This window comes from Tenacibaculum agarivorans (assembly GCF_001936575.1).
Lineage (GTDB): Bacteria > Bacteroidota > Bacteroidia > Flavobacteriales > Flavobacteriaceae > Polaribacter > Polaribacter agarivorans.
On the sequence record NZ_MSMP01000003.1, the window covers coordinates 161,803 to 185,957 of the forward strand.

Consider the following 24,155-nt stretch of genomic DNA (forward strand, 5'->3'; position numbering starts at 1 on the left):
TTCAATAGAAACGACTATTCTTAAGTATTAAATAAAACAATATTTGTGGTATAATAAACTTAAAAGGAAATGAATACCATGAAAAAAACAACAACTTTACTGCTATTATTATTGTTTTCACAATTACCTGCTCAACAACCTATTTCTAAATCACAATGGCAAGAAGATCTTCGTTTTTTACAGCAAAAAATACATAAAGACCATTCTTTTTTATTTAAAAAAATAACGCCAGTACAATGGGATGCTGAAGTAGAAGAATTGTATCAACAAATCCCTAATTTACAAGAACATGAAATTAAAGTAGGCTTATCACGTATTATTTCTTTGTTTCAATATGGACATACTCAAATTCCATTTAGTACTGTGGTAGAAAATGGAGTGCTACCTGTTCATTTATATCATTTTAAAGATGGAATTTATATTGAAGGAGTTGAGAAAACTCATCGAAAAACATTAGGAGCAAAGGTTTTAAAAGTAGCTGGGATAGAAATTAAAGAAGCACTTGCCAAAATTCGTCCGGTAGTTCCGGTTGAAAATGATCAGTATTTTAAGGCTTACGGTTTACGGTTTTTAACTGTTCCATCAGTACTTCATGCTCAAAAAGTAACATCAAAACTTGAAAATGAAATAATACTAACCTTGGAAAAGAATGGAGAAACTTTTGAATATACTTTCCCTACAGTTCCATTAAAAAAAATGTCTAGAGGTTTTGATTTTACTATACCTAATGAAACGTGGTTAAGTGTTAGGAATACTAATAAAACACCTCTATATCTTAAATATTTAAATGAAAAATTCTATTTTTTTGAGTATTTATCTGATACTAAAACTTTATATGTTCGTCAAAGTTCCGTTTTTAATCATGATTCAGAAACACTTAAGGATTTTTACAAACGACTTTTTAAATTTATAGATGCTAATGATGTTGAAAAGCTTATTTATGATGTACGTTTAAATGGAGGTGGAAATAATTACAACAATAAACCTTTAATAAAAGGATTATTAGCTAGACCAAAAATCAATAAAAAAGGGCATTTTTTCTACATTACAGGTCGTTTTACGTATTCAGCATGTCAAAATTTAACGAATGAAATCGAAAACTATACAGAAGCCGTTATAATTGGTGAAGCAACAGCTGAAAACAAGAATTTTTATGGTGATGCTACTAAAGTGACTTTACCGAATTCAAAGATAAATACTTACTTGTCATTTGCATGGTGGCAAGATATGTCTCCGTGGGAAAATGCAGATGCTACATCACCGCATTTTTATAAAGAAATGACTTTTGATGAATACAGAACAAATCAAGATCCAGTATTAGATCTAGCTATGAATCTGGATGTAAAAGATGTTATTGTTGATCCTATAGACCATTTTACGCAACTTTTTTTATCAGGTAAAATGCAACAGTTAGAAAAAGATGTAGCACGTCTTATAAAAGATCCATTATACCAACATATTCCATTTGAAAAAGAATTTGATCGTGTAGGAAAGTTGCTATTAAAACAAGGTCAATTAGATGGAGCATTATACATTTATTCCATGACTACAAAGTTTTATCCTAATGTTCCTGAAATTTGGAAAGGTTTAGGAAGAGCCCTTGAAGCATCTGGCAAAACTAAAGAAGCGAAGGGAGCATTTGTAAAAGCAGAACAATTAAGTAAATAAAAGTGAAAGAAATTAAAAAACGTCATTCTTAACTGCATTGGGAATGACGTTTTTAGTTTTTTAATAGTGTACAAACTTAACCACTGGTTTGTTTTAGGGGGTAGGTAATAGATTTTGCACCCCATTTTCCAGTTCATATAAAGTTTTTATTTCTTTATCAGTAAGATTTCTATTGAAAATAGATAATTCATCCATTAATCCTATATATCCAAGTCCTAAGTAAATATTAGATTTTGACAATTCCCAAGTAAAAGGAGTGTTAATATTCGTACGAGTACCTTTTAACTCTCCATTCATGTACAATGATGCTTGTCCATTTTCTGTATTTAAGTCTGAAAAATTAATTAAAACATGTGTCCATTGTCCACTACCAAAAGGAGGATTTTTTACACCTGTAAGACGTTCATTAAAAATTGGATTTTCGTTGTCTGGGCCTTCTGGGGTTGGATTCCAAACCTTACGATCCCCAATCACTCCTAATCTAAAGTCACGAGGATTCTCTTTTGTAAAATCTACCCAAATAGCTGCATCATTGTAACTTACATCAGTAATTTGAATAGGATCACAATATCCTGGTTCTAAATCAGTAGCTGGATCCAAGCTTAACCAAAAAGAAATAGCGCCACTCCATTTTATAGTATCATAAGCTATATTCTTTGTACTTGGATAATAAATATAGCCTTTACTACGCTCAGTAAAAACTAGACCAGCTCCATATTTTCCTTTGCCGTCTTGCCTAAGAACATCTGGTTTATGTAAACCTACTTTAGCAGAATCTACCGCTTTTCTATTAGGTACTGTGTACAGATTGGCATCTCCTAAAGAAAAATCTGCTTTTACATCTTTGTCAAATGAAGCATAAAAAGTTAATGCTTTTTTTAAATCAGTAGTTGTGGTATCTACCGGTGGCACTTCTTTTTTTGCTTTCTGTTCTGGTTTACACGAAACTAAAAAAGAGATTCCTATAATTACAACCAATCTAGTAATTGCTGATATGTTATACATAATGTGTTTGATTTATTATGGTGATTCTTCAAATTTAAGAAAATGTAACATATAACATTTTAACGGGTCCTGTTAAATTTACTCACACTTTCTGACAATGCTTAGATTCTTTAGTATCTTAGAAAACTTAACTAAATAATGATACTCAAAACAATGAAAAAAATAGTTCTATATCTATCTTTTATTATAATTTCTGTTCAACAGATAAATGCGCAAGATCGAATTACAGGAGAAACATTTGCTACTCGATCTGAAGTATTAGGACAGAATGGAATGGTAGCTACTAGCCATCCTTTAGCTACACAAATTGGACTTGATATTTTAAAACAAGGAGGAAATGCTATTGATGCTGCTATTGCAGCCAATGCTGCACTTGGACTAATGGAACCTACCGGTTGTGGTATTGGTGGTGATTTATTTGCTATTGTATGGGACGGTAAAACAAAAAAGATCTACGGATTAAATGCCAGCGGACGTTCACCTAAGAAACTTACTTTAGAATATTTTGAAAAACAGAATATGAGTAAAATACCATCACATGGACCTATTCCTATAAGTGTACCAGGTGCCGTAGATGGATGGTTTGAATTACACAAAAAATTTGGATCAAAGCCTATGTCTGAAATTTTAGCACCAGCTATTGATTATGCAGACAAAGGCTTTCCTTTAACTGAACTTATTGCTTGGTATTTGCAACGTAGTATTCGTTTTTATAATTTTAAAAAGTTTCCTAACATAACAGATACTTACATTACACAAAACGGAGGACAATTACCAAATGAAGGTGAAATATATAAAAATCCATATTTGGCAAATACATATAGGAAAATAGCAAAAGGTGGGAGAGATGCCTTCTATAAAGGAGATATTGCTAAAACCATAGGGAAATTCATCAAACAACAAGGAGGTTTTTTATCAGCTGATGACTTAAAAAATCATAGATCTGAATGGGTAGAACCAGTTTCTGTAAATTATAGAGGATATGATGTTTGGGAATTACCACCGAATGGACAAGGTATAGCTGCGTTACAAATGCTTCAAATATTAAAAGGATATGATTTTTCTACTATCGAATTTGGTAGTGCAGAACACTTACATTTATTTACTGAAGCGAAAAAATTAGCTTTTGAAGATCGTGCAAAATACTATGCGGATATGGACTTTTTTAAAGTTCCTGTGGAAGAGTTATTATCTGATGCATATGCGGAAAAAAGAAGAGCTCAGATTGGTAAAAGAGCAGGTACATATAATGCAGGTAAAATTTCTGCAGGTGAAACTATTTATATGACTGTAGCTGACAAAGAAGGAACTATGATTTCATTAATTCAGAGTAATTATAGAGGAATGGGCTCAGGAATGGTACCTCCTAAATTAGGTTTTATGTTACAAGATAGAGGAGAGTTATTCAGTCTTAAAAAAGGACAAGCAAATACCTACGAACCTGAAAAGCGTCCATTTCATACTATTATTCCTGCTTTTATTACCAAAGATGGTAAACCTTTTGTAAGTTTTGGTGTTATGGGTGGTGATTTCCAACCTATGGGACATACACAAATAGTTATGAATCTGGTTGATTTTGGTATGAATTTACAAGAAGCAGGAGATGCTCCAAGATGGGATCATACAGGTGGTGCAAGCCCGATGGGAGAAACTACTACCAATACAGGAACAATTCGTACAGAATCTGGAATTCCTTATACTACCATACGTGGATTAATGGATAAAGGACATAGAATGGGGACTGCTAGAGGAATTTATGGTGGTTACCAAGGTATTTTATGGGATGATAAAAACAAAGTATATCATGGAGCTTCTGAAAGTCGAAAAGATGGACAAGCTGCAGGGTACTAAACAATAAACAATTATCAGTGATCAATTATCAATGTATTTAATTGATCACTGATAAATTAAGTTAATTATCTTCTTCTTCTAGATTTGTATCTCAAATCTTGAGCTTTAATCTTCTTGGTCCATAATTCTTTTCCATCCTTATCAAAGATATTTATCGTTAATACACGATCTTTACGAGGACCACTTACATTTAACATTCCAAAGTTATGTTCACCTACTAGTGTTTCTTCTAATTTATACACATTTAATGCTTCTTTATTATAATGTGCACCTGCTGTTAATGAAGAACATGTTAAATCATATAACGGATAAACGCTATCACTTTCTTGCATTTTACTAAGTCCTGTATGATGTCTATCTCCATCTAAGAAAACAACTCCTTCAATTTTAGCTTCACGTATTTTCTTAATCAAGTAATTTCTTTCATTCTGAAAAGTAGCATGATTTTCATACATAGCTTCAGAGCTTATAAATTGTCCACCTACTGCAATAAACTTAAAAGGAGCTCTACTTGATGCTAAAGCATTAATTAACCAATCAATTTGGTCTTTACCTAACATTTCTCTTTTCTCTGTATAATTGTTATTAGAAGTTCTGTAATAGCGGTTGTCTAATAAGAAAAATTCTAAATCTGCCCATTGGAAAAAACCAGTAATTCCTCCTTTATCAATAACATCGTAATTTGGATTTCCCCAGAACAACTTAAACATTTCTGATGCTGTTTTTTTCATCCAGAAACTTCCATCAGAATTATTTGGTCCAAAATCATGGTCATCCCAAATCGCATAATGATGTGTAGAAGCCAATAACGGTTGCATTTCTGGTAAAGAACGAGTATGTGTATATCTATGTAAAAAACCAGTACGTGTATTCCAATCAGGTTCTCTTAAATAAGTATTATCTCCAAGCCATAACATAAATTCTGGTCTTTTTTTGTGAATAGATTCAAAGATTTCATATTCACTACCGTATCCTTTTCCAGGTCTATCAAAACGTTCTTCATTCACATAATTACAACTCCCTACTGCAAAATTAACTTCTGGAGGATCAGTTCTCCATTGCCAAAGCGCTTGTGATTGAAATTCCATTGGGTAATTTCTTTTCACTTTTTTTCCATTTACATATACCTCATAAGTATATTTTTTACCCGGTAAAATTTCATCAGCAATTAATTTTGCTACAAAACCATATTGCTTTTCAGTAGTATATTTTTCTGTTTTATACTTTTTTTTAGGGTTTGCAGTATCAAAATACACAAAATGTACTTCAGCTGCTTTAGTAGTTTGTACCCATAATAAAGCTTCTCTCATTGTAGAATATCCAATCATAGGACCAGATTGAACTAAATCTTGTGCTATTCCCATATAACTATTGATAAGTAATATGGCCACAAAGAATATTTTCTTCATCATCTAAATAGAATTAAATAGTTAGTAATTCTAGCAAAGATAATAGTACTCCAGTAACTAACGTTTTTAAATCCTAAAGAAATTATTATTTCCCTATTAAAATGAATTTGTAACTATCCAAGATTTAAACCGACAATTACTATCTTTATAACAAATAAATCTTACCGTAATGAAAGTACTAAAAACTACTATTATATTCGTTTTTGCATTACTATTACTACTAGCGTGTAAAACAGAAAATAGTTCAAAATCTAAAGAGAAAACAGTTTCAAAAGATCAACCAATAAAAGTAAAGGGTGAAGAAATTACATATGCTTCTGATTCTACTAACTTAAAAGGATATATAGCTTTTGATGAAAATAAAAAAGGAAAACGTCCGGGTGTATTAATTGTACACGAATGGTGGGGACATAATGATTATGTAAGAAAACGTGCAGATATGTTAGCTAGTCTTGGATATACAGCAATTGCTATAGATATGTATGGAGATGGAAAACAAGCTAACCATCCTAGTGATGCGGGTAAATTTGCACAAAGTGTGATGTCTAATTTACCCGAGGCTAAAGCTCGTTTCAATGCTGCTGTAGATGTATTAAAAAAACATGAATCCGTAGATAATGATAAAATTGCAGCTATCGGATATTGCTTTGGAGGAAGTGTTGCATTAACCATGGCAAATAGTGGACAAGACTTAGATGCTGTTGCTGCTTTTCATAGTGGAGTACAACTTCCAGTAATGCCTAATAAAGATTTAAAAGCACGTGTATTAGTTTGTAATGGTGCGGAAGATCCATTCATTAGTCCTGAATCTGTAAAAGCATTTACATCAGCTTTAGATTCTCTGGGTAAAAAGTATGAATATATAGCGTATCCCGGAGCAAAGCATAGTTTCACTTCTAAAGAAGCAGATGCTAACGGAGAAAAATTCAAGTTACCTTTGGCATATAATGCTGAAGCAGATCAAAAATCTTGGGAAAGTTTACAACAATTATTAAACGATGCTTTTACAAGCAACTAAAAATTAATCAATAATTCTTTATAATCTAAATTTCATGAAAAAAGTACTCATCATATTTTTGAGTATTTTTTTGGGCGCCAATCAGTTTAGTAGTGCTCAAAAAAAACAAAGTAAAAAATCAACGTTAAGTAAAATTAATATTTCAGGACTTAAATGGCGTAATGTTGGACCGGCGTTAACTTCAGGTCGTATTTCTGATTTTGTATTTAATCCTAAAAACCCATTTGAATACTATGTAGCTACTGCGGCAGGTGGGGTTTGGAAAACAGTAAACTCAGGAGTTACTTATGAGCCAATTTTCGATGCTCAAGGATCATATTCTATTGGTTGTGTAACTGTAGATCCTAATAATCCGAATGCTATTTGGGTAGGTACTGGTGAAAATAACAATCAACGTTCAGTATCTTATGGAGATGGTATTTATAAATCGTTAGATGGAGGAAAGTCTTGGCAACATATGGGACTTAAAAACTCTGAACATATCGGAAAAATTATAGTACATCCAGAAAATTCTAATATTGTTTATGTAGCTGCTATCGGACCTTTATGGAGTAAAGGCGGAGATAGAGGTTTGTATAAAACAGAAGACGGTGGGAAAACTTGGAAATCTGTCATTAAAGTAGACGAACACACTGGTGTAAATGATGTGGTTATGGATCCAAGAGATCCTAATGTACTTTACGCATCTACATTACAAAGAAGACGTCATGTATATACGTATGTTGGTGGAGGGCCAGGTTCAGCAATGCATAAAAGTGAAGATGGTGGTAAAACTTGGACTAAGATTAACAAGGGATTACCAAATGTAGAATTAGGTCGTATTGGTTTAGCTATCTCTCCAGCAAATCCAGAAATTATTTATGCAATTGTAGAAGCTGCGAATAAAAAAGGAGGATTCTTTGCTTCAACCAATAGAGGGGCTAGTTGGGAAAAGCGTAGTTCTCATGTAACAAGCGGGAACTATTATCAGGAAATTATTGCGGATCCTATAGATGAAAATACGGTATATTCTATGGATACATGGATGTCTGTAACACATAATGGAGGAAAAAGCTTCCAATTAGTGGGAGAGGATACTAAACATGTTGATAATCATTGTATGTGGATTGATCCCAATAATAACAAACACTGGTTAGTTGGATGTGATGGTGGAATATATGAAACATTTGATGCGGCTAAAACTTGGGATTTTAAAAAGAATCTTCCGGTAACACAGTTTTACAAAGTAGCTGTAGATAATGATGCTCCTTTTTATAATATTTATGGAGGTACTCAAGATAACTTTAGTTTAGGAGGACCATCACGTGTGTTAACTGAACACGGAATTCGTAATTCAGAATGGTTTATTACCAATGGAGGTGATGGATTTGAATCTCAAATAGATCCCAATAACCCAAATATTGTGTATGCGCAGTCTCAATATGGTGGACTGGTACGTTTTGACAAAAAGAGTGGTGAAAAAGTAGGAATTAAACCTAAAGCTAGAAAAGGAGAAAATGCCTATAGATTTAACTGGGATGCTCCTTTAGTAGTAAGTAGACATGTTCCTGGAAGATTATATTTTTCAGCAAATAAGGTATTTAAATCTGATGATTATGGAAATAGTTGGGAAGTAATTAGTGATGATTTATCACAACAAATAGATCGAAATGCATTAAAAGTATATGGACGTGTAGTGAGTATAGATGCAGTAATGAAAAATGGTTCTACTTCGTTATTCGGTAGTATAGTTGCTTTTTCTGAATCTCCATTAAACAAAAATCTATTAGCTGCTGGTACAGATGACGGAGTAATTCACATCTCTGAAGATGGTGGGCAAAACTGGAGAAAAATCAGTAAAATTCCTGGAGTTCCAAGTCAATCTTATGTCAATAGTGTTTACTTATCTAGACATAATGAAAATGTAATATATGCAGCCTTTAATCATCATAAATATGGTGATTTTAAACCGTATATATTCAAATCTATCAATAAAGGAAAGAGCTGGACAGCTATTCAATCGAATCTTCCTGAAAGAGGAAGTATATATGCAATAGAAGAAGATCACATTGATAAAAATCTACTATTTGTTGGTACAGAATTTGGAGCGTTCTTTTCGCCAGATCAAGGATTACATTGGAAACAGTTAAAAAATGGACTACCTACTATTGCCGTAAGAGATATTGCTATCCAAGAACGCGAAAATGATTTAATTCTGGGAACATTTGGACGTGGTTTTTATGTTATGGATGATTATTCAGTATTAAGAAATGTTGAAAATGCTGAGCCTATAGAAAAGGCAAAAATTTATCCAATACGTACTGCATTAATGTGGGAAGAAAGTAGTCCACTTGGTTTACCGGGAAAGTCTTTTCAAGGAGATAACTTTTTTACTGCTCCAAATTTAGGTCCAGAAGCATTAATTACATATTATTATAACTCAAGTTATACATCTTTAAAAAGTAAACGTCAAAAAAAGGATAAAGAACTTGTTAAATCTGATTCAGATACCCCTTATCCAAGTTATAATGCGTTAAAGGCAGAGTCAGAAGATCGTAAAGAAGAATTAGTATTTACGATTAAAGATGCTGCTGGTACTGTTATTAAAAAACAATTTCAACCAGCTAAAAAAGGAATTCAAAGATTCCATTGGGATTTAAGGTATACTCCACAAAATCCAATTAATTTAAAGAAACCTGCTTTTTACAATCCGTTTAGAGGAAAAGATGAAGGTACGTTAGTATCTCCAGGTAAATACACTGTGGAAATGGCTTTACTAAAAGATGGAAAGTTAAGTATACTAACTGAACCTGTAAACTTTGAAGTAAAAGAACTAAATAATGTAGAAATGCCTGCTAAAAATCGTGCTGAAAAAGTTGCTTTTCAAAAGGAATTGGCAAAACTTCAGGCAGATATGGGTATTGTAAGAAATTTAATGTCTGAATCTAATAATAAATTGCGTTACATTAAAGTAGGTTTAAAACGATCTGAGCAACCTTATGGTGAATTAATGTCAAATGTATTATCAATTGAAAAACAATTGAAAGAAGTACAGTTAGCATTATATGGGGACCCTATTAAACGTAGGTTAGATATAGATCAACCATTACCTACAGCTAGTCGTTTAGGAGCTATTGGATATGAACAAAAATATTCTACAGCAACACCTACAAAAACTCATAGAGATAACTATGCTATAGCTAAAGAGGAAATCACAACACTTAAGAAAAAAGTTGAGCAGATATATAATATCGATATTAAAACATTAGAACAAAAACTTATTAAAGCTGGTGTTCCTTACACGCCTGGAAGAGGGTATGAAAATGAACACTAAGGAAACTCAATAATTTTTAATTAAATACGATTATCTATCCTGATAATCGTATTTTTTTTGTCAAAACCTTATTTTCGTAAAAATGATTTTATAACAAACATGTCTAAACTACCCAATACTTCTGCTAGTATATTTTCAGTAATGTCTCAATTAGCAAACCAACACAATGCAATTAATTTATCACAAGGGTTTCCTAATTTTCCTGTAGATACAAGATTATTACAGATTTCAGAGCGTTTGTTAACTGAAAATGTTCATCAATATACGCCAATGGCTGGTTTACCTTCTTTGTTAGAAAAAATAGCTCTATTAACTAAAAAACATTATCAAAGAACAATTAATACAACCAACGAGTTATTAATTACTACAGGAGCTACGCAAGGAATTTTTACTGCGATTAATACACTTGTTAGTAGTGGAGATGAAGTACTTATTTTAGATCCAAGTTATGATAGTTATGAACCTTCTGTATTGGTAGCGGGAGGGAGGCCTGTTCGAATTTCTTTGAATGATGATTATTCTCCAAATTTTAATAGAATAGAAGCTGCTATTACAGCAAAAACAAGGTTGATTGTTGTAAATAATCCACACAATCCAACTGGAAAAATTTGGTCAGAAAATGATTTTGAAGCGTTAGAAACTATAGTAGAAAAACATCCTCAAATACTAATATTAAGTGATGAAGTTTATGAATATATTTCATTTAAACATTCACATATTTCTGTGAATACACGACCAAAATTAAGAGAAAGAGCAGTTATAACTTCCTCTTTTGGAAAATCACTGCATGTAACCGGATGGAAAGTTGGTTATTTAATAGCTCCAGAACATTTGATGAAAGAGATTAAAAAGATCCATCAATTTCTAGTATTTAGTGTCAATAGCATTTCACAATATGTAATTGCTGAATATTTAGATATAGTTGATTTTGATGAAATAGCTAAAATGTACGCTCAAAAAAGAACTTTATTTCAGGAAGCTTTGGCAAATAGTCGCTTTGAAGTATTACCTTCAGAAGGTACGTATTTTCAAATTGTAAATTATAAAGAAATTAGTGATAAAAATGATTTAGATTTTGCTAAAGAACTCATTACTAAACACGGTGTAGCAGCAATTCCTATTTCTGTATTTTATAATGATGGCACTGATAGAAGAATGCTTAGGTTTTGCTTTGCTAAAACTGATGAAACTTTATTAAAAGCTTGTGAAAAATTAGCAGTAATATAAATTAAAACTTTAGGCATTTAATCTCCTTAGTGAATTGTATATACCATTTTCATTTCTAAAAAGTTATTGATTTATATAAATCTATAATGTATATTTACAATTGACCGCACACCTAAAAAAGCATTACTCTAAAATACAACCGATTGATAATCAAAAAAATAAACTTCAAATACTTTGTTATAATTATATGTAATCTTCTGTTTTTTCTTTCTAATAAAACAATATATAGTCAACAAAATATTGCAAATCAGATATCTATAATAACTAATGAAGAACGTAATTTTATTTTAAATACCGATACTAATAAAGTAGAAGATGTACTTTTTGATGTATGGTTAAAAGAACCAAACAAAGTAGTTACCTACAATACACTGTATTTAAAGAGAGGAAAAAATACAAATAACGAAAACATAAAATATGTTAGTTATTACTATTTAAGTCTTTATTATAAAAATCGGTTATCAAAATTTGAAACTGCTATTTCTTATGCAGATTCTGCATTTACTGCAGCAAAAAAAGTTGGAATTCCAAGTAAACTGATAAAAGTACTTAACCTAAAAGGAAATTCTGAGTTTCAACGAGGAAGCTACCAAAATGCATTGGAAGTATATTTACAAGCTCAAAAAATGGCTAAGGAATTTAACCTTTATGAGGAAGAAATTTATTCGATAGGACATATTGGACATATTAAAAAAGAATTAAAAGAATATAAGGAAGGAATTGAATTATATAATGAAATATTGCAGCTATTAACTTTAGAGAAGTATAAAAGTATTAACTCATATAATGGAGCTTACACTAATGCAATTAACGTGTTATCAATTTGTCATAGAGAATTAGGAAATACTCAAAAAGCAATTGAATTATGTAAAGAGGGACTATCATTTATTAACAAATTAGATATTACTACAACAACTAAAATGGATAAAGCGATGTTATTATCTAATATGGGAAGGGCATACACTTTTCAAGGAGATTATAAGACAGCTTTGAATAATTTATATTTGGCACAAACAATCTTTTCAAGTGAAAATATAACAAAAAATCATATTTACTTTCATAATCAATTGTTTATTGCTGAAGTGCTTAACAACCAACATCAGTATAAAGAAGCACTTGTTACACTTGAAGAGACGATTGCACAAGCTAAAGGTGAAATCTATTCGGATATTTTTTTAGACATATGCGACTTGGCTGTTGAATTGAGTAATAAAATTAAAAACAATGAAAAAGAACTGAATTACAGCAGATTAAGAAATAAGATTAGCGACTCTATACATACTGAAAACATACGTACTAGAAAACTTTTTAATAAAGAACTTAAAAAAAAGAATCATGAACTATCTTCTGACAATAGTTTACAATCAAAAAGGTTAGGAAGAACAAAAATTATAATCATTGTATTATTAATAAGTCTACTGGGGATAGTAATTGTTTATGTATACAACCATTTAAAAAATAAAAAGAAATTTACAGAATTGCTAGATAAAATAGAGCATATAGAGCAAAACAAATCATCCGCTCAACTTTCCATTTCTGATGAAAAGGCAGCCAAAATATTATTAAAATTAGAAAGTTTAGAGCAGAAAGGATTCTTTCTTCAGAAAGATTGTAGCTTACATAAAACGGCCACAAAATTGAAGACTAATACCACTTATTTATCTAAAATTATCAACTCCTATAAGCACAAAACATTCAAGGAATACATTAATGAAATAAGAATAGCATTTATTTTACATCAAATAAAAGAAAATCCACGCTTCCGCCATTATACTATCAAAGCTATAGCAGAGGAAACGGGATATAAAAGTATTAATACATTAAATCAAGCTTTTAAAAAACAAACACAATTAAGTCTCTCATATTATATCAAACAATTTAATGTAAAGTCCTAATTATTTACGGATTAATTTTCCCTCTTTAATAGTATTCTTAGCTATAAGTTTGTAATAATAAATCCCAGGATTTAATTGATTATTATAATAAGACAACTGTTTTATATTTTCGTTTTTAAAGGTTCGAATGTCTTGTAATTCTCCTTTATCATTATAAAGTTCTAAAGAAATAGGAAAACTAAGCTCTTGTTTACTTATGTCAAATAATACGTTGTCATTAAATGGATTAGGATAAGTATATACATCTTCTAAATTATTAGTTGTTTTTGATACATACTCACAGCCATATCTATCTTTTTCTTTTGAAAAAATTACGTTTAAATTCATTTCTTTTTGAGTTCTCAACTTACCCAGACTATTATCTGAATTAAGCTGGTAAACCTTTAAATTATATAAATGTTTACCCGGAGATATAAGGCTTAATCGACCATCAGCATTAGGTGTTATAGTTTCGCTATAATAATCTGTATCTCCAGGATCTAAAGGTCTGATGACAACTCCTCCAACTCCTCCTTTAATTTGTTCACAAGTAGTAGGATTAACATAATATCCATTGATGTGTTCAATACAAAAGATAAATATGTCTTTTCCCTTTGATATAGTATGACTACTTTCATTAGATACAAAAAACTCTAATTCAATAGTGCTTAATTGAGAAACAGTATTTGGATCATCTTTGATGTAAAAGGAAAAATTAGGAGTGTTGTTTTCTAGATGACTATCAGTAATTACAAGTTTAATTTGCTTACGGAAATTTACGCCTGTATGTGCATGTTTAGTTTGAGCATTCACAAAAAAAGTGATTAGTAATAGCAATAAAAAGCTTTTAATTTTTTTCATAATTATAGGTTTATTTGATTGAATTACTAAATGTAAAAAACCTAAAGAAATATTACTAAAACTATACTATCAATTTTATAAAATTGAAACTTGTAAAACACACACAAACAACTGTTTTAAAGTTATTTAAGTTCTGTTTTTTGTTTCTGAATCTAACTATTGTTTTTCACTTTTAATTTTATAAAAATGACTTTCCTTCTTTTTTATAATAGCCGATTTACATATAATTTTAATAACGTATTCTAGTCGACCAGAATCTAAAATCATTTTTTAACTATGAATTTAAAAATCATGAAAAATATATTTATAAAAGCTGTATTTACATTACTACTATTAACTATTATTAGTTGTCAAAATAACGAAGACGAAATCATTCCTGCTGAGAATACCACTACAGAAGAAACACTTATAGATACTGAAAAGCTTATCGAAGAGAATGAATTAAAAAAGGAGAATCTTTCACCAGAGTTAAAGAACGATATTCTACAAGAAAGAAGTAGTATCAGACGCTTTTGTTCTATTTTTAATCCTATTATTCCTATTGGCTATAGAGTACTTTATTACGAAAACAGTGTTCCTTGTGATTTTACTACTTTTCCTGCTAATTTGTATTTAGGACTTTATAATACGGCTGTCTGTATACATGATCCTATTATTATTCCTCCATCAACTACGCCATTAATTAAAAGAGCAGGATCTGGCTGTGATGATCACTATTGTATCTGGATCTTAGGAAAGAATTTTGATGATAATTCTTATGTAGATGTTCGAACTAAAAATGGTTCTGAAATTATTGCAAGCTATAGAGGAGCTGATCGTGTTTTAACCACAAGTGGTGCTGATCAACTAATTACAGTACGATTTAAAACTGAGTTTGAAAGAAGGGAGTTTGCCACTAGAGGACTACGTATTTGGGTAGTGAATCCTGATCCTAGAAAATGGGCAGATGGTAGACTGATTAAAAGATTTCAATAACCTTTTAACTTAAACTTATTTTCATCAATGCACACAAACAAAGAATTCGACATCGAGGTCTTAGAAACTAGACTAGAAATGGCATCATGGTTACAAACGAAATGTAATCTAGGAGACCAAGAAGCATGTGAAATGTTAGAAAGGTAATAATAGTTATTTAGATCTAAATCAAACAATAATAACATAAACATTTAAAAAAATATACATGAATAATCATAAAGAGTTTAACATGGAAATATTAGAAGCCAGACTAGAAATGGTTTCATGGTTACAAGCACAATGTAACATAGGAATCGGAGATGCTTGTGCAGCTTTAAGAGTAGAAAAATAATAACATATTATGAATACCAATAGAGAATTTAATATTGAGGAATTAGAAACTAGGCTGGAACTATGTACATGGGTTTTCCAAGGACAACAACTGGATTGTGACACTGAGCCTAAATAATAATTCAAACCAAAAGGCGGAAACTGAAAAGCCTATAATAGAGTAAGTATATACTAAAATAAAGTAAAAATGAAAAACAACGAATTTAAAATTGAAGAACTAGAAACTCGATTAGAAATGGCTTGTCATTGGCAAAATGGAAGACCAGCAGATGGTTTTTATTGTGAAAGAGAATAATGTATAACCATATAACAACGAAAAATAAGTATAACCTTAAATTTTATAATGATGAAAAACAACGAATTTAAAATTGAAGAACTAGAATCTAGATTAGAAATGCTAACATGTAGTGGTACTTGGAATAGAATTGATTGTCCACCACAACAACAAGAATAGGCATAGTGTAAAACCCAAAAGGTTGTCTAATAAGTGTTAACTACAGTAAGGAACTACACTTTTAGACAGCCTTTTATTATAAATGAGTTATGAATAACATACTTAAGACAAAAATTTACGAAAATAATTCTTCGGATTTAAAGAGGAAGTTCATTATGCTATTAAACAAGTATCTTGAAAATCAAAAATTTCCTAAAAAGATCATATATGCGTTAGTTGACGAGAATTTTATTAATAGTAACCCTTCGTACTACACGTATTATCCTTTTTTATTCCATAAGGCTTTCAGAGTTAATGATAAAGATATTCTAGAAACACTAACATTAGCAGGTTTTTTCTATTATAAAGGGATTATAAGTATTGATGATATCTTTGATCAAAAAGCACCTGAAAATGTATTTAATAAGTATGTTATTGCTAATGTTTGTCAAGAAGAGACTATTAAATTATTATCAAGCCTTTTTCCTAAGACTCATCCATTTTGGGAACTATGGAATTTGAGAAAAATTGAATATATAAAGGCTTATGATATGGATAGAAATCCTGAAAAAATTATAAATCATGAGCAATTTGAAACCTTAGCAGATTACAAGTGTGCTTTTGGAAAAATAGCAATTGATAGTCTTTTTCACTTATCTACATCTAAAAATGAAAATTTATATAAAAAAATCTTAGCATCACATAAATTTTTCTATGTAGGCTTTCAACTTATTGATGATATCACAGATTTTATCGAAGATATGGAGAATGAACAATTCAACATATTACATTTTGAGTTGAAAAAGCTAAAAAATAAAGCTGTTATAGAAAAAGAGGGATTAAAAGATTTAAAAACAGAAATGTACTTAAATGGAACCATAAATAAAGTACAAGAAATGGCCATAAAAAACCTTGAAAAGTCGCTTTCTTTTGTTAATGATATAGCATTAGATCAATGGAAACAAGAGGTTCAAGGTTTATATAATACAGCTATTAGTCAATATTTAAATACTAGCGCATATGTATCTGTTTTTGAAACAAAGCAAATATTAGCTACTGAAGTAATTAAGCATAATAATCTAAAAATTGCAATAACAAAATCCATTGATTTCATAAATAAATCACAACAAAAGGACGGAAGTTGGAATGACTATTTTAATGAAGCCGGTGTTAGTAATTCTTGGACTACAGCATTTATGCTTACTTATTATTCAAAAGATATAACTATCGATCAAACTAATATTCTCAATCATGCTATAGAGTTTCTTAAGAAAACAAGAGGTAGTAACAAGCTTTGGGGATATAATAGTTCCTGGATACCTGATGCAGATTCTACTAGTTTTGTAATGCTAAGCTCTCTTAACCATAAAAATGCTATAGATCCACAAACAATAGCTAATTGGTTAACATATCAAAATGAAGATGGTGGTTTTTCAACATATAACAATCCAAAAGAGGTACTCATTTCATTAAATTCTACTGCAATTCAAAATGTGGAAGGCTGGACACAATCTCACTTTTGTGTTAGTGCTACGGCATATTACGTATTATCTAAACTAGCTATAAAAAATGATGCATTACATAAATTAAGAACGTATTTAATTCAAAAAATAAAGCAAGAAAAATCAATCCATTCTTACTGGTGGACCGATGCTATCTATGCCATAACTTTCTTAGTGAAAGGAGCTGAAATATATAAAGACACTGAATTACTAACAATCTGTAATCAATTTATTGATAATTATTTACAAGAAAAAAAAGAGTTAAATTACTTCTATCAAGGTTTATTATTAGACTGTATATGTAGTTCTGAACATCTATTTAAAATATATGAAAATGAAGCTCATAAAATAGTTATAGCACTGTTACAAAATCAATTTTCAGATGGATCTTGGAAGGAAAGTTATGCACTTAGAATACCTGAACCTAGCGTGAAATCTCCAGAAAATCAAAATATACTTTGGACTAAAGCTGATCAAGGAACAAATATTTTAGTAAATGATTATCACCGTTTATTCACCACAGTGGTTTGTCTATCAGGATTAAGCAAGTATATAAAAGTTAAAAATGAAACTGAAAAACAAATTGTTTTACATGGATAAAAATATACCTAGAATATCAAATGAAGTTGAAATTATGCCATTTGATAATGGTGGTTATTTAGTTCACCATAAGAAGTTAGGATATCGAATCAACATTAATACCATAACCTATCAATTATTAAGTTTAATAGATGGTAAACTCACTATTGAAGAAATAATTAGAGCTTTTAAGCAACGCTATGAAATCAATTTAAAAAAAGAGAATGTTCTTGATATTTTGTATCAAAAGTTAGCTAAATATCATATCATAGAAAACGAACATTTTGAATTTAAGCCTAAAGAAAAACCATCTTACTTAAAATTAAGCTTTACAGTGGTCAAAAAAGATTGGATTGATGGAATAGTTTCTAAAATGGGATTCCTGTTTTCAAAGAAAATATTTTATCCTACATTATTTGCCATGGTCATTTTTATGGCATTTGTTATACTCTTAAATATAAATACCGTAAAATCAGATTTAGCAACAATAAACACAGCCGATGGGAGCCTTTATTTTTTAATTTTTGGAATTGTTGTTGTATTACACGAACTCGGGCATGCCGCTGCTTGTAATAAGTTTGGCGCAAAGCATGGAGATATTGGATTCGGGTTTTATTTACTATCTCCAGTGATGTATGCAGATGTTTCTGATGCTTGGAAACTAAAGAAAAGTGAACGAATTATTGTAAATCTAGGAGGAATCTACATACAGCTGATCATTGCAAGTATTTTTGCATGTATTTATTTAATTACCAACAATAATTTTTTATTAATCCCAGCATTTAGTATAGGTGGACTGAGTATTCTATATAATCTAAACCCCTTCTTTAGAACAGATGGATATTGGGTATTATCAGATTATGTAGGAATAGCAAATCTTAGGGAGAATTCTAATATTGCATTAAGTAGCTTTTTTAAAAGAAAAAAGAATACAGTAACTAACCTTTTTTCTTTAAAAAACATTTTATTGGCCTTATATGCATTGATTAGTATAGGCTTTATTTTTGTATTTCTTTTTGTCATTCTCATACAAAACCCAAATTCAATTTTTAATTATCCTTACAATTTTATTCAGTACATAAAATTAGTGTTTACAACACAAGAAATACATTTAAATGAACTGAAAACATTAATATTACCTACTTTGTTTTTTATTATTTTGTTTAGGTTTTTAGTACGGTTTTATAAAACTAAAATCAGTTCATTATCTAAAGTAGAGAAAAAAAAGAGTATTATACTCGGTGTTAAAATCATTTTAGCAACTGTATTTTTTCTTTCAGCAGTTGGTAAAACACTTAGTTTTAATTCTTTTTCAAGAAATATTAATGAATTTGTATTTATTCCATATCAAATAATTCCATACGGAATATTACTAATAGAATATAGTTTAGCTATCGGTTTCATGACATTTATTTTTTCTAGACAAATAGCTAAAATCTCTTTTGTGTTTTTAATCTTAATGACAATATCCTATAGTTACGGTCATTTTACTCTAGACATAAAAAAGTGTGGTTGTTTTGGATACTTCAAATTTTTAACCCCAAGTAATTATTTTATTTATATAGTTAAAAATGTCTCATTAATTATAGCTTGTCTATATATTTTAAAATATACTAAGAATATAACTATCAACAAGCGATTACTAAAGACAACTATTTCAATATTCACTGTATTTGTATTGAGTTTTTTCGCTTATAAAACAGAAGTTAAATTTATTCGTGATTTTGCTAAAACAAACATAGGTAAAGTACTAAGTAATATTTTACCCGAAAAGGACCATGTAGTAAAAGAATATCAATATGTATTTTTGTTTTCTCCAAAATGTCAACATTGCTTAGATGTAATTCCGAAAATTGAAAAAATTAAGCATACAGTTGATTTAATTGGAATAACTTCAGTTAAAAATGAAAAAGAATTGAAAAATTTATCTACTGATTTTCAAGTAAGAATGATCAGTTCTGAAGGCATATCAAAATTGTCTAAAACTGTTCCTAAAATATTCGAAATAAAAAACGATACCATTCAAAATGTATTAAGCGTACAACAGTTTCTAAAAAACGTTAAACTAAAATAGTTTTAAGATTCGGATTACTGTATAATCTCATTTTAAATACTATTTAAATGTTGTACTTTTATACTATGAAAAGTACAATTATCATACAGAACTTAAAATGTTCAGGATGTTCAAATACAATTACTAAAAAAGTATCTCAACTTCATAATATATCTAATGTAGAAGTTAATGTGGAAGATTCAATGGTTAGTTTTGATCATACTACTGATAATGATTTAGATGTAGTAAAAGCAACTTTATTTAATCTTGGATATCCTGAAGAAAATGACAAGAATTCTATCTCTAGGAAAGTAAAATCCTTTATTAGCTGTGCTAATGGTAGAATATAACTGATTTTAATATTATAAAAATAAATGCAGGAGAGTTATAATTAACTTCTTCCTGCATTTTTAAAAAGATAATCCCCATTATCTATTATTTATTTTGCAATTTCTTGAGTTATAAATTCACGAAAACATACTCATCACTATTACGTATCTTGTTGTAATAATATTCATTTACAATTACGGGTACATTCAAATACGGAAATTTAATTTTGTAGTTTGATTTATCTCTCCCTAAGAACTTTAGTTTTGTCTTTTTTTTCATAATTCAATAATCTATTTTAAATTGTTAAACCATAAAAAACTTCTATAAAGTAATCAGCGAATTTTGTACCAAACCTAACCATGATTTATGAAAATACTAAATGGATATAATCACTCTTTTTAATAATTTAATATTCTTTTTAACCCCAACGTTACATTTCTTTCGAGTATAGAAAACTCATCATCAGAGTCAAAAACTGTTTTCATTTCAGTAAATAAATCTTGGATTTGTACTTTGTTATAATTTAAATCCTCTACAGTGTTACGAATCTTCTGAATACTTTCATAATCATTATCATTTTCAAATTCCTTAGACATTTTGTCATATATTTCTTGTCCTACAGATTCAATTATGATTTTTATTTCCTGCTCAGCTTCCTTCATATCAGCATTCATACAGTAAATTAAAGTATATGCCTTTAACTCTGTCTGATTCCAGTTCGTTTTTGTTCTTGTTAGCGTTGCCATAGTATTAGATTTTTAAATTAATTCAAAATAAAATTAACTAGTTAAAAGTTAGAATACTATGACAAAAGTCATGTTCGGAAAATATGTGGATTTATACAGATCTACTTATTAAGAGGTAATACTATTAAGTTCTAATTCCAATTTTTCAAGAATTAACTGTTCAGTTGTATTTGTTCCTCTAAATGCATTTGCAATACGTTTAGAAGTCTCCGTGATTAAATTTTTAATTTGATCTGTAAAGAAGTAATGATGGTTATGGTAATATTCAACAAAGTCTAAAAAGCAATCCTCAGAAGTTGCATTTTTACTGTATAACCAATCAAAAACAATTTCTATCTGATAAGCTGTATCTGTACCAAAAACATCAAAAGTTTCATCAATCATCAACCATTTGTCTTTAACTACTTTTTTTAAGGCCTTTATTTCATTAATATTAATGACATTATCAGATTTAGCAACTGCATAAAAAATCTTGGCAATATTCTGATAAAACTTTATGTTTAGCTTTTTTGTTTTCATTATAAATACTATTCAATTACAAAAATAAGATAGACCTCTGGGGTAAGAAATGATAAATATCAGCTGCAGTTTTTTTAATAAAATATATCTTTATCTCAAATTTCTAATTGAATGTTCGATAAAGAAGAGAGAATAATTTTTGACACCCTTTTTGAAGCTGTTTCTGAAGGCATAATTGTAGTGGATGATCATCAAAAAATTATGGTTGTCAACTCATCTGCTGAAGTAATGTTTGGATATAATAAAGGTGAATTGTTACACCAACAATTAAAGACTTTAATTCCTCAAAAATATAAAGGAACTCACGATGCACATTTTAATTCGTTTTTAAAAGTACAACAGAAAAGACAAATGGGGCATGGTAGAGACTTATATGCAGCACATAAGAATGGAAGTGTATTTCCTATAGAAGTGGGCTTAAATCCTTTCGAAATGCAAGGAAAAATGTATACAATGGCTCTAGTTGTAGACATTTCTTTACGAAAGCATCAAGAACTAGAAATTTTAGAGCTGAATACCAAACTAGAAAATAAAGTAAAAGAAAGGACTAAAAGTTTAAGTGAAACCGTTGATGAGTTAGAAAAAATGAATCAGCAACTAGATGAAGAAAACAAAAAAAGAATTGTAGCTGAAAATAAAGCTAATATTGCTTTAAAAAAAGAACGAGAACTAAATGAATTAAAAACCAAGTTTTTATCACTAGTCTCACATGAGTTTAAAACACCGTTAAGTGGAATTTTAACATCCACTATGTTGCTAACCAAATACAAACTCACAGAACAACAAGAAAAAAGAGAAAAACACTTGTCTATTATAAAGAACAAAGTTCATTATTTAAATAATATCCTAAACGACTTCCTATCTGTCGAAAAACTTGAAAAAGGAGAAATTAAATATAACCTGACATCTTTTCAGATTAAGAAAACAATAAAGGAAGCTATAAGCGGAGCAAATTTACTGTTGAAAAAAGGGCAGGAGATCATTTGTAATTCTGATATGGAAGATATTACGATTTATCAGGATGAAAAAATTATGGAGCTGACTTTTCTAAACCTTATGAGTAACGCAGTAAAATATTCTCCTGAAAACACAACAATAACTATTTCTGTCCGCCAAAATCACTCAGAAACTACAGTTCAAGTAGAAGATCAAGGGTTTGGAATTCCTGAGAAGGATCAAAAAAATATATTCCAACGTTATTTTAGAGCTGAAAATGTATTATTAAATGAAGGAACAGGAATCGGTTTAAACATTGTAAAAAGTCATTTAGAAAATTTAGGAGGAACAATAACTTTTACGAGTAAAGAAAATATAGGCTCAACATTTATAGTCACTATACCAAACAAAGCTGAATTATGAGAAAAATTCTATTAATTGAAGACGATATCACCTTAAGAGAAAACACAGCAGAATTACTAGAGTTAACAGATTACTACGAGGTAATTATGGCTGAAAATGGTAAAGTTGGTATAGAAAAAGCGTTGAGTGAATTACCTGATTTGATTGTTTGTGATATCATGATGCCAGAAATAGATGGTTATGGCGTGTTAGAAATCTTATCTAAAAACCCGAAAACACAATTTATACCTTTTATATTTTTATCAGCAAAAACGGAGCGTAGTGATGTACGAAAAGGAATGAATCTAGGTGCTGACGACTATATTACTAAACCTTTTACAGAAGAAGAATTAATTAGTGCAATTGAAAGTAGATTAGCAAAATCTTCGATATTAAAAGAACAAAAAACTGTTGTAATTGAAGAGCCTAATGAAAATGAAGTTAGAGATTTAAACGATCTAAAGAATTTCTTTGATGACAATGGAACTATTTTTTCATTTCAAGGAGAAGAGAAAGTGTATGAGGAAGGAGATAATTCCAATTACATTTATTTGGTAACTAAAGGCGGAGTAAAATGTTCCAAACTTAATGAACAAGGCAAAGTATTAACGACTTCATTATATAAAGAAGACGATTTATTCGGATACACTTCTTTCTCTCAAAATATTCCTTATCAAGAAACAGCTGTGGCCATGGAAGCAACAGAACTTGTCGGAATTCACAAATCGGAGTTGATTTCAGTTTTACATAAAAATCATAAGGTTGTATTAGATTTAGTTGATCTTTTAGCAGATAATTTAAAAGATGTAAAAGAACAATTATTGGATATGGCCTATAATTCTGTACATAAAAAAACGGCGGCAACACTACTAAAGTTTGCTGAACGCATGAATAGAAATCCAGATGATAGTATTAGAATAGCACGACATGATTTAGCTAGTGTAGCGGGTATTGCTACCGAAACTTTAATTCGAAGCATCTCTAAACTAAAAAAGAACGGAATTATAGAAATTGAAGGGAGAAATATTAAAATTGTTGATATGGAAGCTTTAAAATTAGTAGAATGATTTTTATCATTTTTTAGGAGTACTACGATACATACTTTTATCATAATTAAACATGTC

18 protein-coding genes are annotated in these 24,155 nt (G+C 29.9%); 13 read left to right on the plus strand and 5 right to left on the minus strand.

All coding sequences use genetic code 11. The annotated features are described in order from the left end of the window. Window positions 1-78 precede the first annotated feature (78 nt). A complete protein-coding gene (locus BVC87_RS03510) occupies window positions 79-1,668 on the plus strand; it encodes a tetratricopeptide repeat protein (protein ID WP_075340962.1) in 1,590 nt (529 codons plus the stop codon). A 93-nt stretch (window positions 1,669-1,761) separates the two neighbouring features. Here the strand turns inward: BVC87_RS03510 and BVC87_RS03515 are convergent, their stop codons facing one another. Next, window positions 1,762-2,673 (minus strand): LamG-like jellyroll fold domain-containing protein, encoded by a 912-nt coding sequence (locus tag BVC87_RS03515; RefSeq protein WP_083629233.1) that lies wholly within the window; start codon window positions 2,671-2,673, stop codon window positions 1,762-1,764. Window positions 2,674-2,826: 153 nt separating this feature from the next. On the opposite strand from BVC87_RS03515, the gene ggt reads away from it, so the two are divergent. Further along, window positions 2,827-4,524 carry a gamma-glutamyltransferase gene (gene ggt, locus BVC87_RS03520; RefSeq protein ID WP_075341028.1) on the plus strand — a complete coding sequence of 566 codons (1,698 nt, stop codon included), beginning with the start codon at window positions 2,827-2,829 and terminating at the stop codon, window positions 4,522-4,524. Window positions 4,525-4,589: 65 nt separating this feature from the next. On the opposite strand, the gene BVC87_RS03525 is transcribed toward ggt, so the two are convergent. Next, complete coding sequence (locus tag BVC87_RS03525) at window positions 4,590-5,936, minus strand: alkaline phosphatase D family protein (protein WP_200799159.1); 1,347 nt, start codon at window positions 5,934-5,936, stop codon at window positions 4,590-4,592. Between the two features lie 166 nt (window positions 5,937-6,102). Here BVC87_RS03525 and BVC87_RS03530 point away from each other — a divergent pair, with 166 nt between their 5' ends. The 4 genes from BVC87_RS03530 (at window position 6,103) to BVC87_RS03545 (ending at window position 13,386) form a co-directional block, all read left to right on the plus strand. Continuing rightward, window positions 6,103-6,951 carry a dienelactone hydrolase family protein gene (locus tag BVC87_RS03530; protein ID WP_075340964.1) on the plus strand — a complete coding sequence of 283 codons (849 nt, stop codon included), beginning with the start codon at window positions 6,103-6,105 and terminating at the stop codon, window positions 6,949-6,951. Window positions 6,952-6,985: 34 nt separating this feature from the next. Next, window positions 6,986-10,264, plus strand: coding sequence for a glycosyl hydrolase (locus tag BVC87_RS03535; RefSeq protein ID WP_075340965.1), 3,279 nt, complete (start codon window positions 6,986-6,988; stop codon window positions 10,262-10,264). 99 nt (window positions 10,265-10,363) lie between these two features. Beyond that, window positions 10,364-11,491: a methionine aminotransferase gene (locus tag BVC87_RS03540; RefSeq protein ID WP_075340966.1), complete on the plus strand. Its 1,128-nt coding sequence runs from the start codon at window positions 10,364-10,366 to the stop codon at window positions 11,489-11,491. A 143-nt stretch (window positions 11,492-11,634) separates the two neighbouring features. Then, the gene (locus BVC87_RS03545) at window positions 11,635-13,386 is read left to right on the plus strand and encodes an AraC family transcriptional regulator (protein ID WP_075340967.1); all 1,752 of its coding nucleotides are present in this window, start codon (window positions 11,635-11,637) and stop codon (window positions 13,384-13,386) included. Here the strand turns inward: BVC87_RS03545 and BVC87_RS03550 are convergent, their stop codons facing one another. Then, window positions 13,387-14,226: a T9SS type A sorting domain-containing protein gene (locus tag BVC87_RS03550; protein ID WP_075340968.1), complete on the minus strand. Its 840-nt coding sequence runs from the start codon at window positions 14,224-14,226 to the stop codon at window positions 13,387-13,389. Between the two features lie 291 nt (window positions 14,227-14,517). Between BVC87_RS03550 and BVC87_RS03555 the strand changes: the two genes are divergently transcribed. The 5 genes from BVC87_RS03555 to BVC87_RS03570 all read left to right on the plus strand — a co-directional run bounded on the left by BVC87_RS03555 (window position 14,518) and on the right by BVC87_RS03570 (window position 20,448). Further along, window positions 14,518-15,201: a hypothetical protein gene (locus tag BVC87_RS03555; RefSeq protein ID WP_143569705.1), complete on the plus strand. Its 684-nt coding sequence runs from the start codon at window positions 14,518-14,520 to the stop codon at window positions 15,199-15,201. A 205-nt stretch (window positions 15,202-15,406) separates the two neighbouring features. Then, the gene (locus BVC87_RS23835; protein WP_262509518.1) at window positions 15,407-15,532 is read left to right on the plus strand and encodes a hypothetical protein; all 126 of its coding nucleotides are present in this window, start codon (window positions 15,407-15,409) and stop codon (window positions 15,530-15,532) included. A gap of 608 nt (window positions 15,533-16,140) precedes the next feature. Further along, on the plus strand, window positions 16,141-18,066 hold the full coding sequence (locus BVC87_RS03560) for a prenyltransferase/squalene oxidase repeat-containing protein (RefSeq protein ID WP_075340970.1): 1,926 nt from the start codon (window positions 16,141-16,143) through the stop codon (window positions 18,064-18,066). Further along, on the plus strand, window positions 18,059-20,119 hold the full coding sequence (locus BVC87_RS03565) for a MauE/DoxX family redox-associated membrane protein (RefSeq protein WP_143569707.1): 2,061 nt from the start codon (window positions 18,059-18,061) through the stop codon (window positions 20,117-20,119). Before BVC87_RS03560 ends, BVC87_RS03565 begins: the two co-directional genes overlap by 8 nt. Window positions 20,120-20,184: 65 nt before the next feature. Further along, window positions 20,185-20,448: a heavy-metal-associated domain-containing protein gene (locus BVC87_RS03570; RefSeq protein ID WP_075340972.1), complete on the plus strand. Its 264-nt coding sequence runs from the start codon at window positions 20,185-20,187 to the stop codon at window positions 20,446-20,448. A gap of 378 nt (window positions 20,449-20,826) precedes the next feature. Here BVC87_RS03570 and BVC87_RS03575 read toward each other — a convergent pair whose 3' ends face one another. Both BVC87_RS03575 and BVC87_RS03580 read right to left on the minus strand, forming a co-directional pair. Further along, window positions 20,827-21,174, minus strand: coding sequence for a hypothetical protein (locus tag BVC87_RS03575; RefSeq protein ID WP_075340973.1), 348 nt, complete (start codon window positions 21,172-21,174; stop codon window positions 20,827-20,829). 108 nt (window positions 21,175-21,282) lie between these two features. Further along, window positions 21,283-21,693, minus strand: coding sequence for a hypothetical protein (locus BVC87_RS03580; RefSeq protein WP_075340974.1), 411 nt, complete (start codon window positions 21,691-21,693; stop codon window positions 21,283-21,285). A gap of 111 nt (window positions 21,694-21,804) precedes the next feature. On the opposite strand from BVC87_RS03580, the gene BVC87_RS03585 reads away from it, so the two are divergent. Both BVC87_RS03585 and BVC87_RS03590 read left to right on the plus strand, forming a co-directional pair. Beyond that, a complete protein-coding gene (locus BVC87_RS03585) occupies window positions 21,805-23,052 on the plus strand; it encodes a PAS domain-containing sensor histidine kinase (RefSeq protein WP_075340975.1) in 1,248 nt (415 codons plus the stop codon). Next, entirely contained in the window at window positions 23,049-24,098 is a 1,050-nt protein-coding gene (locus tag BVC87_RS03590) for a response regulator (protein ID WP_075340976.1), read from the plus strand. Before BVC87_RS03585 ends, BVC87_RS03590 begins: the two co-directional genes overlap by 4 nt. Window positions 24,099-24,155 lie beyond the last annotated feature (57 nt).

Bases quoted from the DNA above. Each gene is read 5' to 3' on its own strand.
- BVC87_RS03510 (WP_075340962.1), top strand. From the start codon at position 79: ATGAAAAAAACAACAACTTTACTGCTATTATTATTGTTTTCACAATTA.
- BVC87_RS03515 (WP_083629233.1), bottom strand. From the start codon at position 2,673: ATGTATAACATATCAGCAATTACTAGATTGGTTGTAATTATAGGAATC.
- ggt (WP_075341028.1), top strand. From the start codon at position 2,827: ATGAAAAAAATAGTTCTATATCTATCTTTTATTATAATTTCTGTTCAA.
- BVC87_RS03525 (WP_200799159.1), bottom strand. From the start codon at position 5,936: ATGATGAAGAAAATATTCTTTGTGGCCATATTACTTATCAATAGTTAT.
- BVC87_RS03530 (WP_075340964.1), top strand. From the start codon at position 6,103: ATGAAAGTACTAAAAACTACTATTATATTCGTTTTTGCATTACTATTA.
- BVC87_RS03535 (WP_075340965.1), top strand. From the start codon at position 6,986: ATGAAAAAAGTACTCATCATATTTTTGAGTATTTTTTTGGGCGCCAAT.
- BVC87_RS03540 (WP_075340966.1), top strand. From the start codon at position 10,364: ATGTCTAAACTACCCAATACTTCTGCTAGTATATTTTCAGTAATGTCT.
- BVC87_RS03550 (WP_075340968.1), bottom strand. From the start codon at position 14,226: ATGAAAAAAATTAAAAGCTTTTTATTGCTATTACTAATCACTTTTTTT.
- BVC87_RS03555 (WP_143569705.1), top strand. From the start codon at position 14,518: ATGAAAAATATATTTATAAAAGCTGTATTTACATTACTACTATTAACT.
- BVC87_RS23835 (WP_262509518.1), top strand. From the start codon at position 15,407: ATGAATAATCATAAAGAGTTTAACATGGAAATATTAGAAGCCAGACTA.
- BVC87_RS03560 (WP_075340970.1), top strand. From the start codon at position 16,141: ATGCTATTAAACAAGTATCTTGAAAATCAAAAATTTCCTAAAAAGATC.
- BVC87_RS03565 (WP_143569707.1), top strand. From the start codon at position 18,059: ATGGATAAAAATATACCTAGAATATCAAATGAAGTTGAAATTATGCCA.
- BVC87_RS03570 (WP_075340972.1), top strand. From the start codon at position 20,185: ATGAAAAGTACAATTATCATACAGAACTTAAAATGTTCAGGATGTTCA.
- BVC87_RS03575 (WP_075340973.1), bottom strand. From the start codon at position 21,174: ATGGCAACGCTAACAAGAACAAAAACGAACTGGAATCAGACAGAGTTA.
- BVC87_RS03580 (WP_075340974.1), bottom strand. From the start codon at position 21,693: ATGAAAACAAAAAAGCTAAACATAAAGTTTTATCAGAATATTGCCAAG.
- BVC87_RS03585 (WP_075340975.1), top strand. From the start codon at position 21,805: ATGTTCGATAAAGAAGAGAGAATAATTTTTGACACCCTTTTTGAAGCT.
- BVC87_RS03590 (WP_075340976.1), top strand. From the start codon at position 23,049: ATGAGAAAAATTCTATTAATTGAAGACGATATCACCTTAAGAGAAAAC.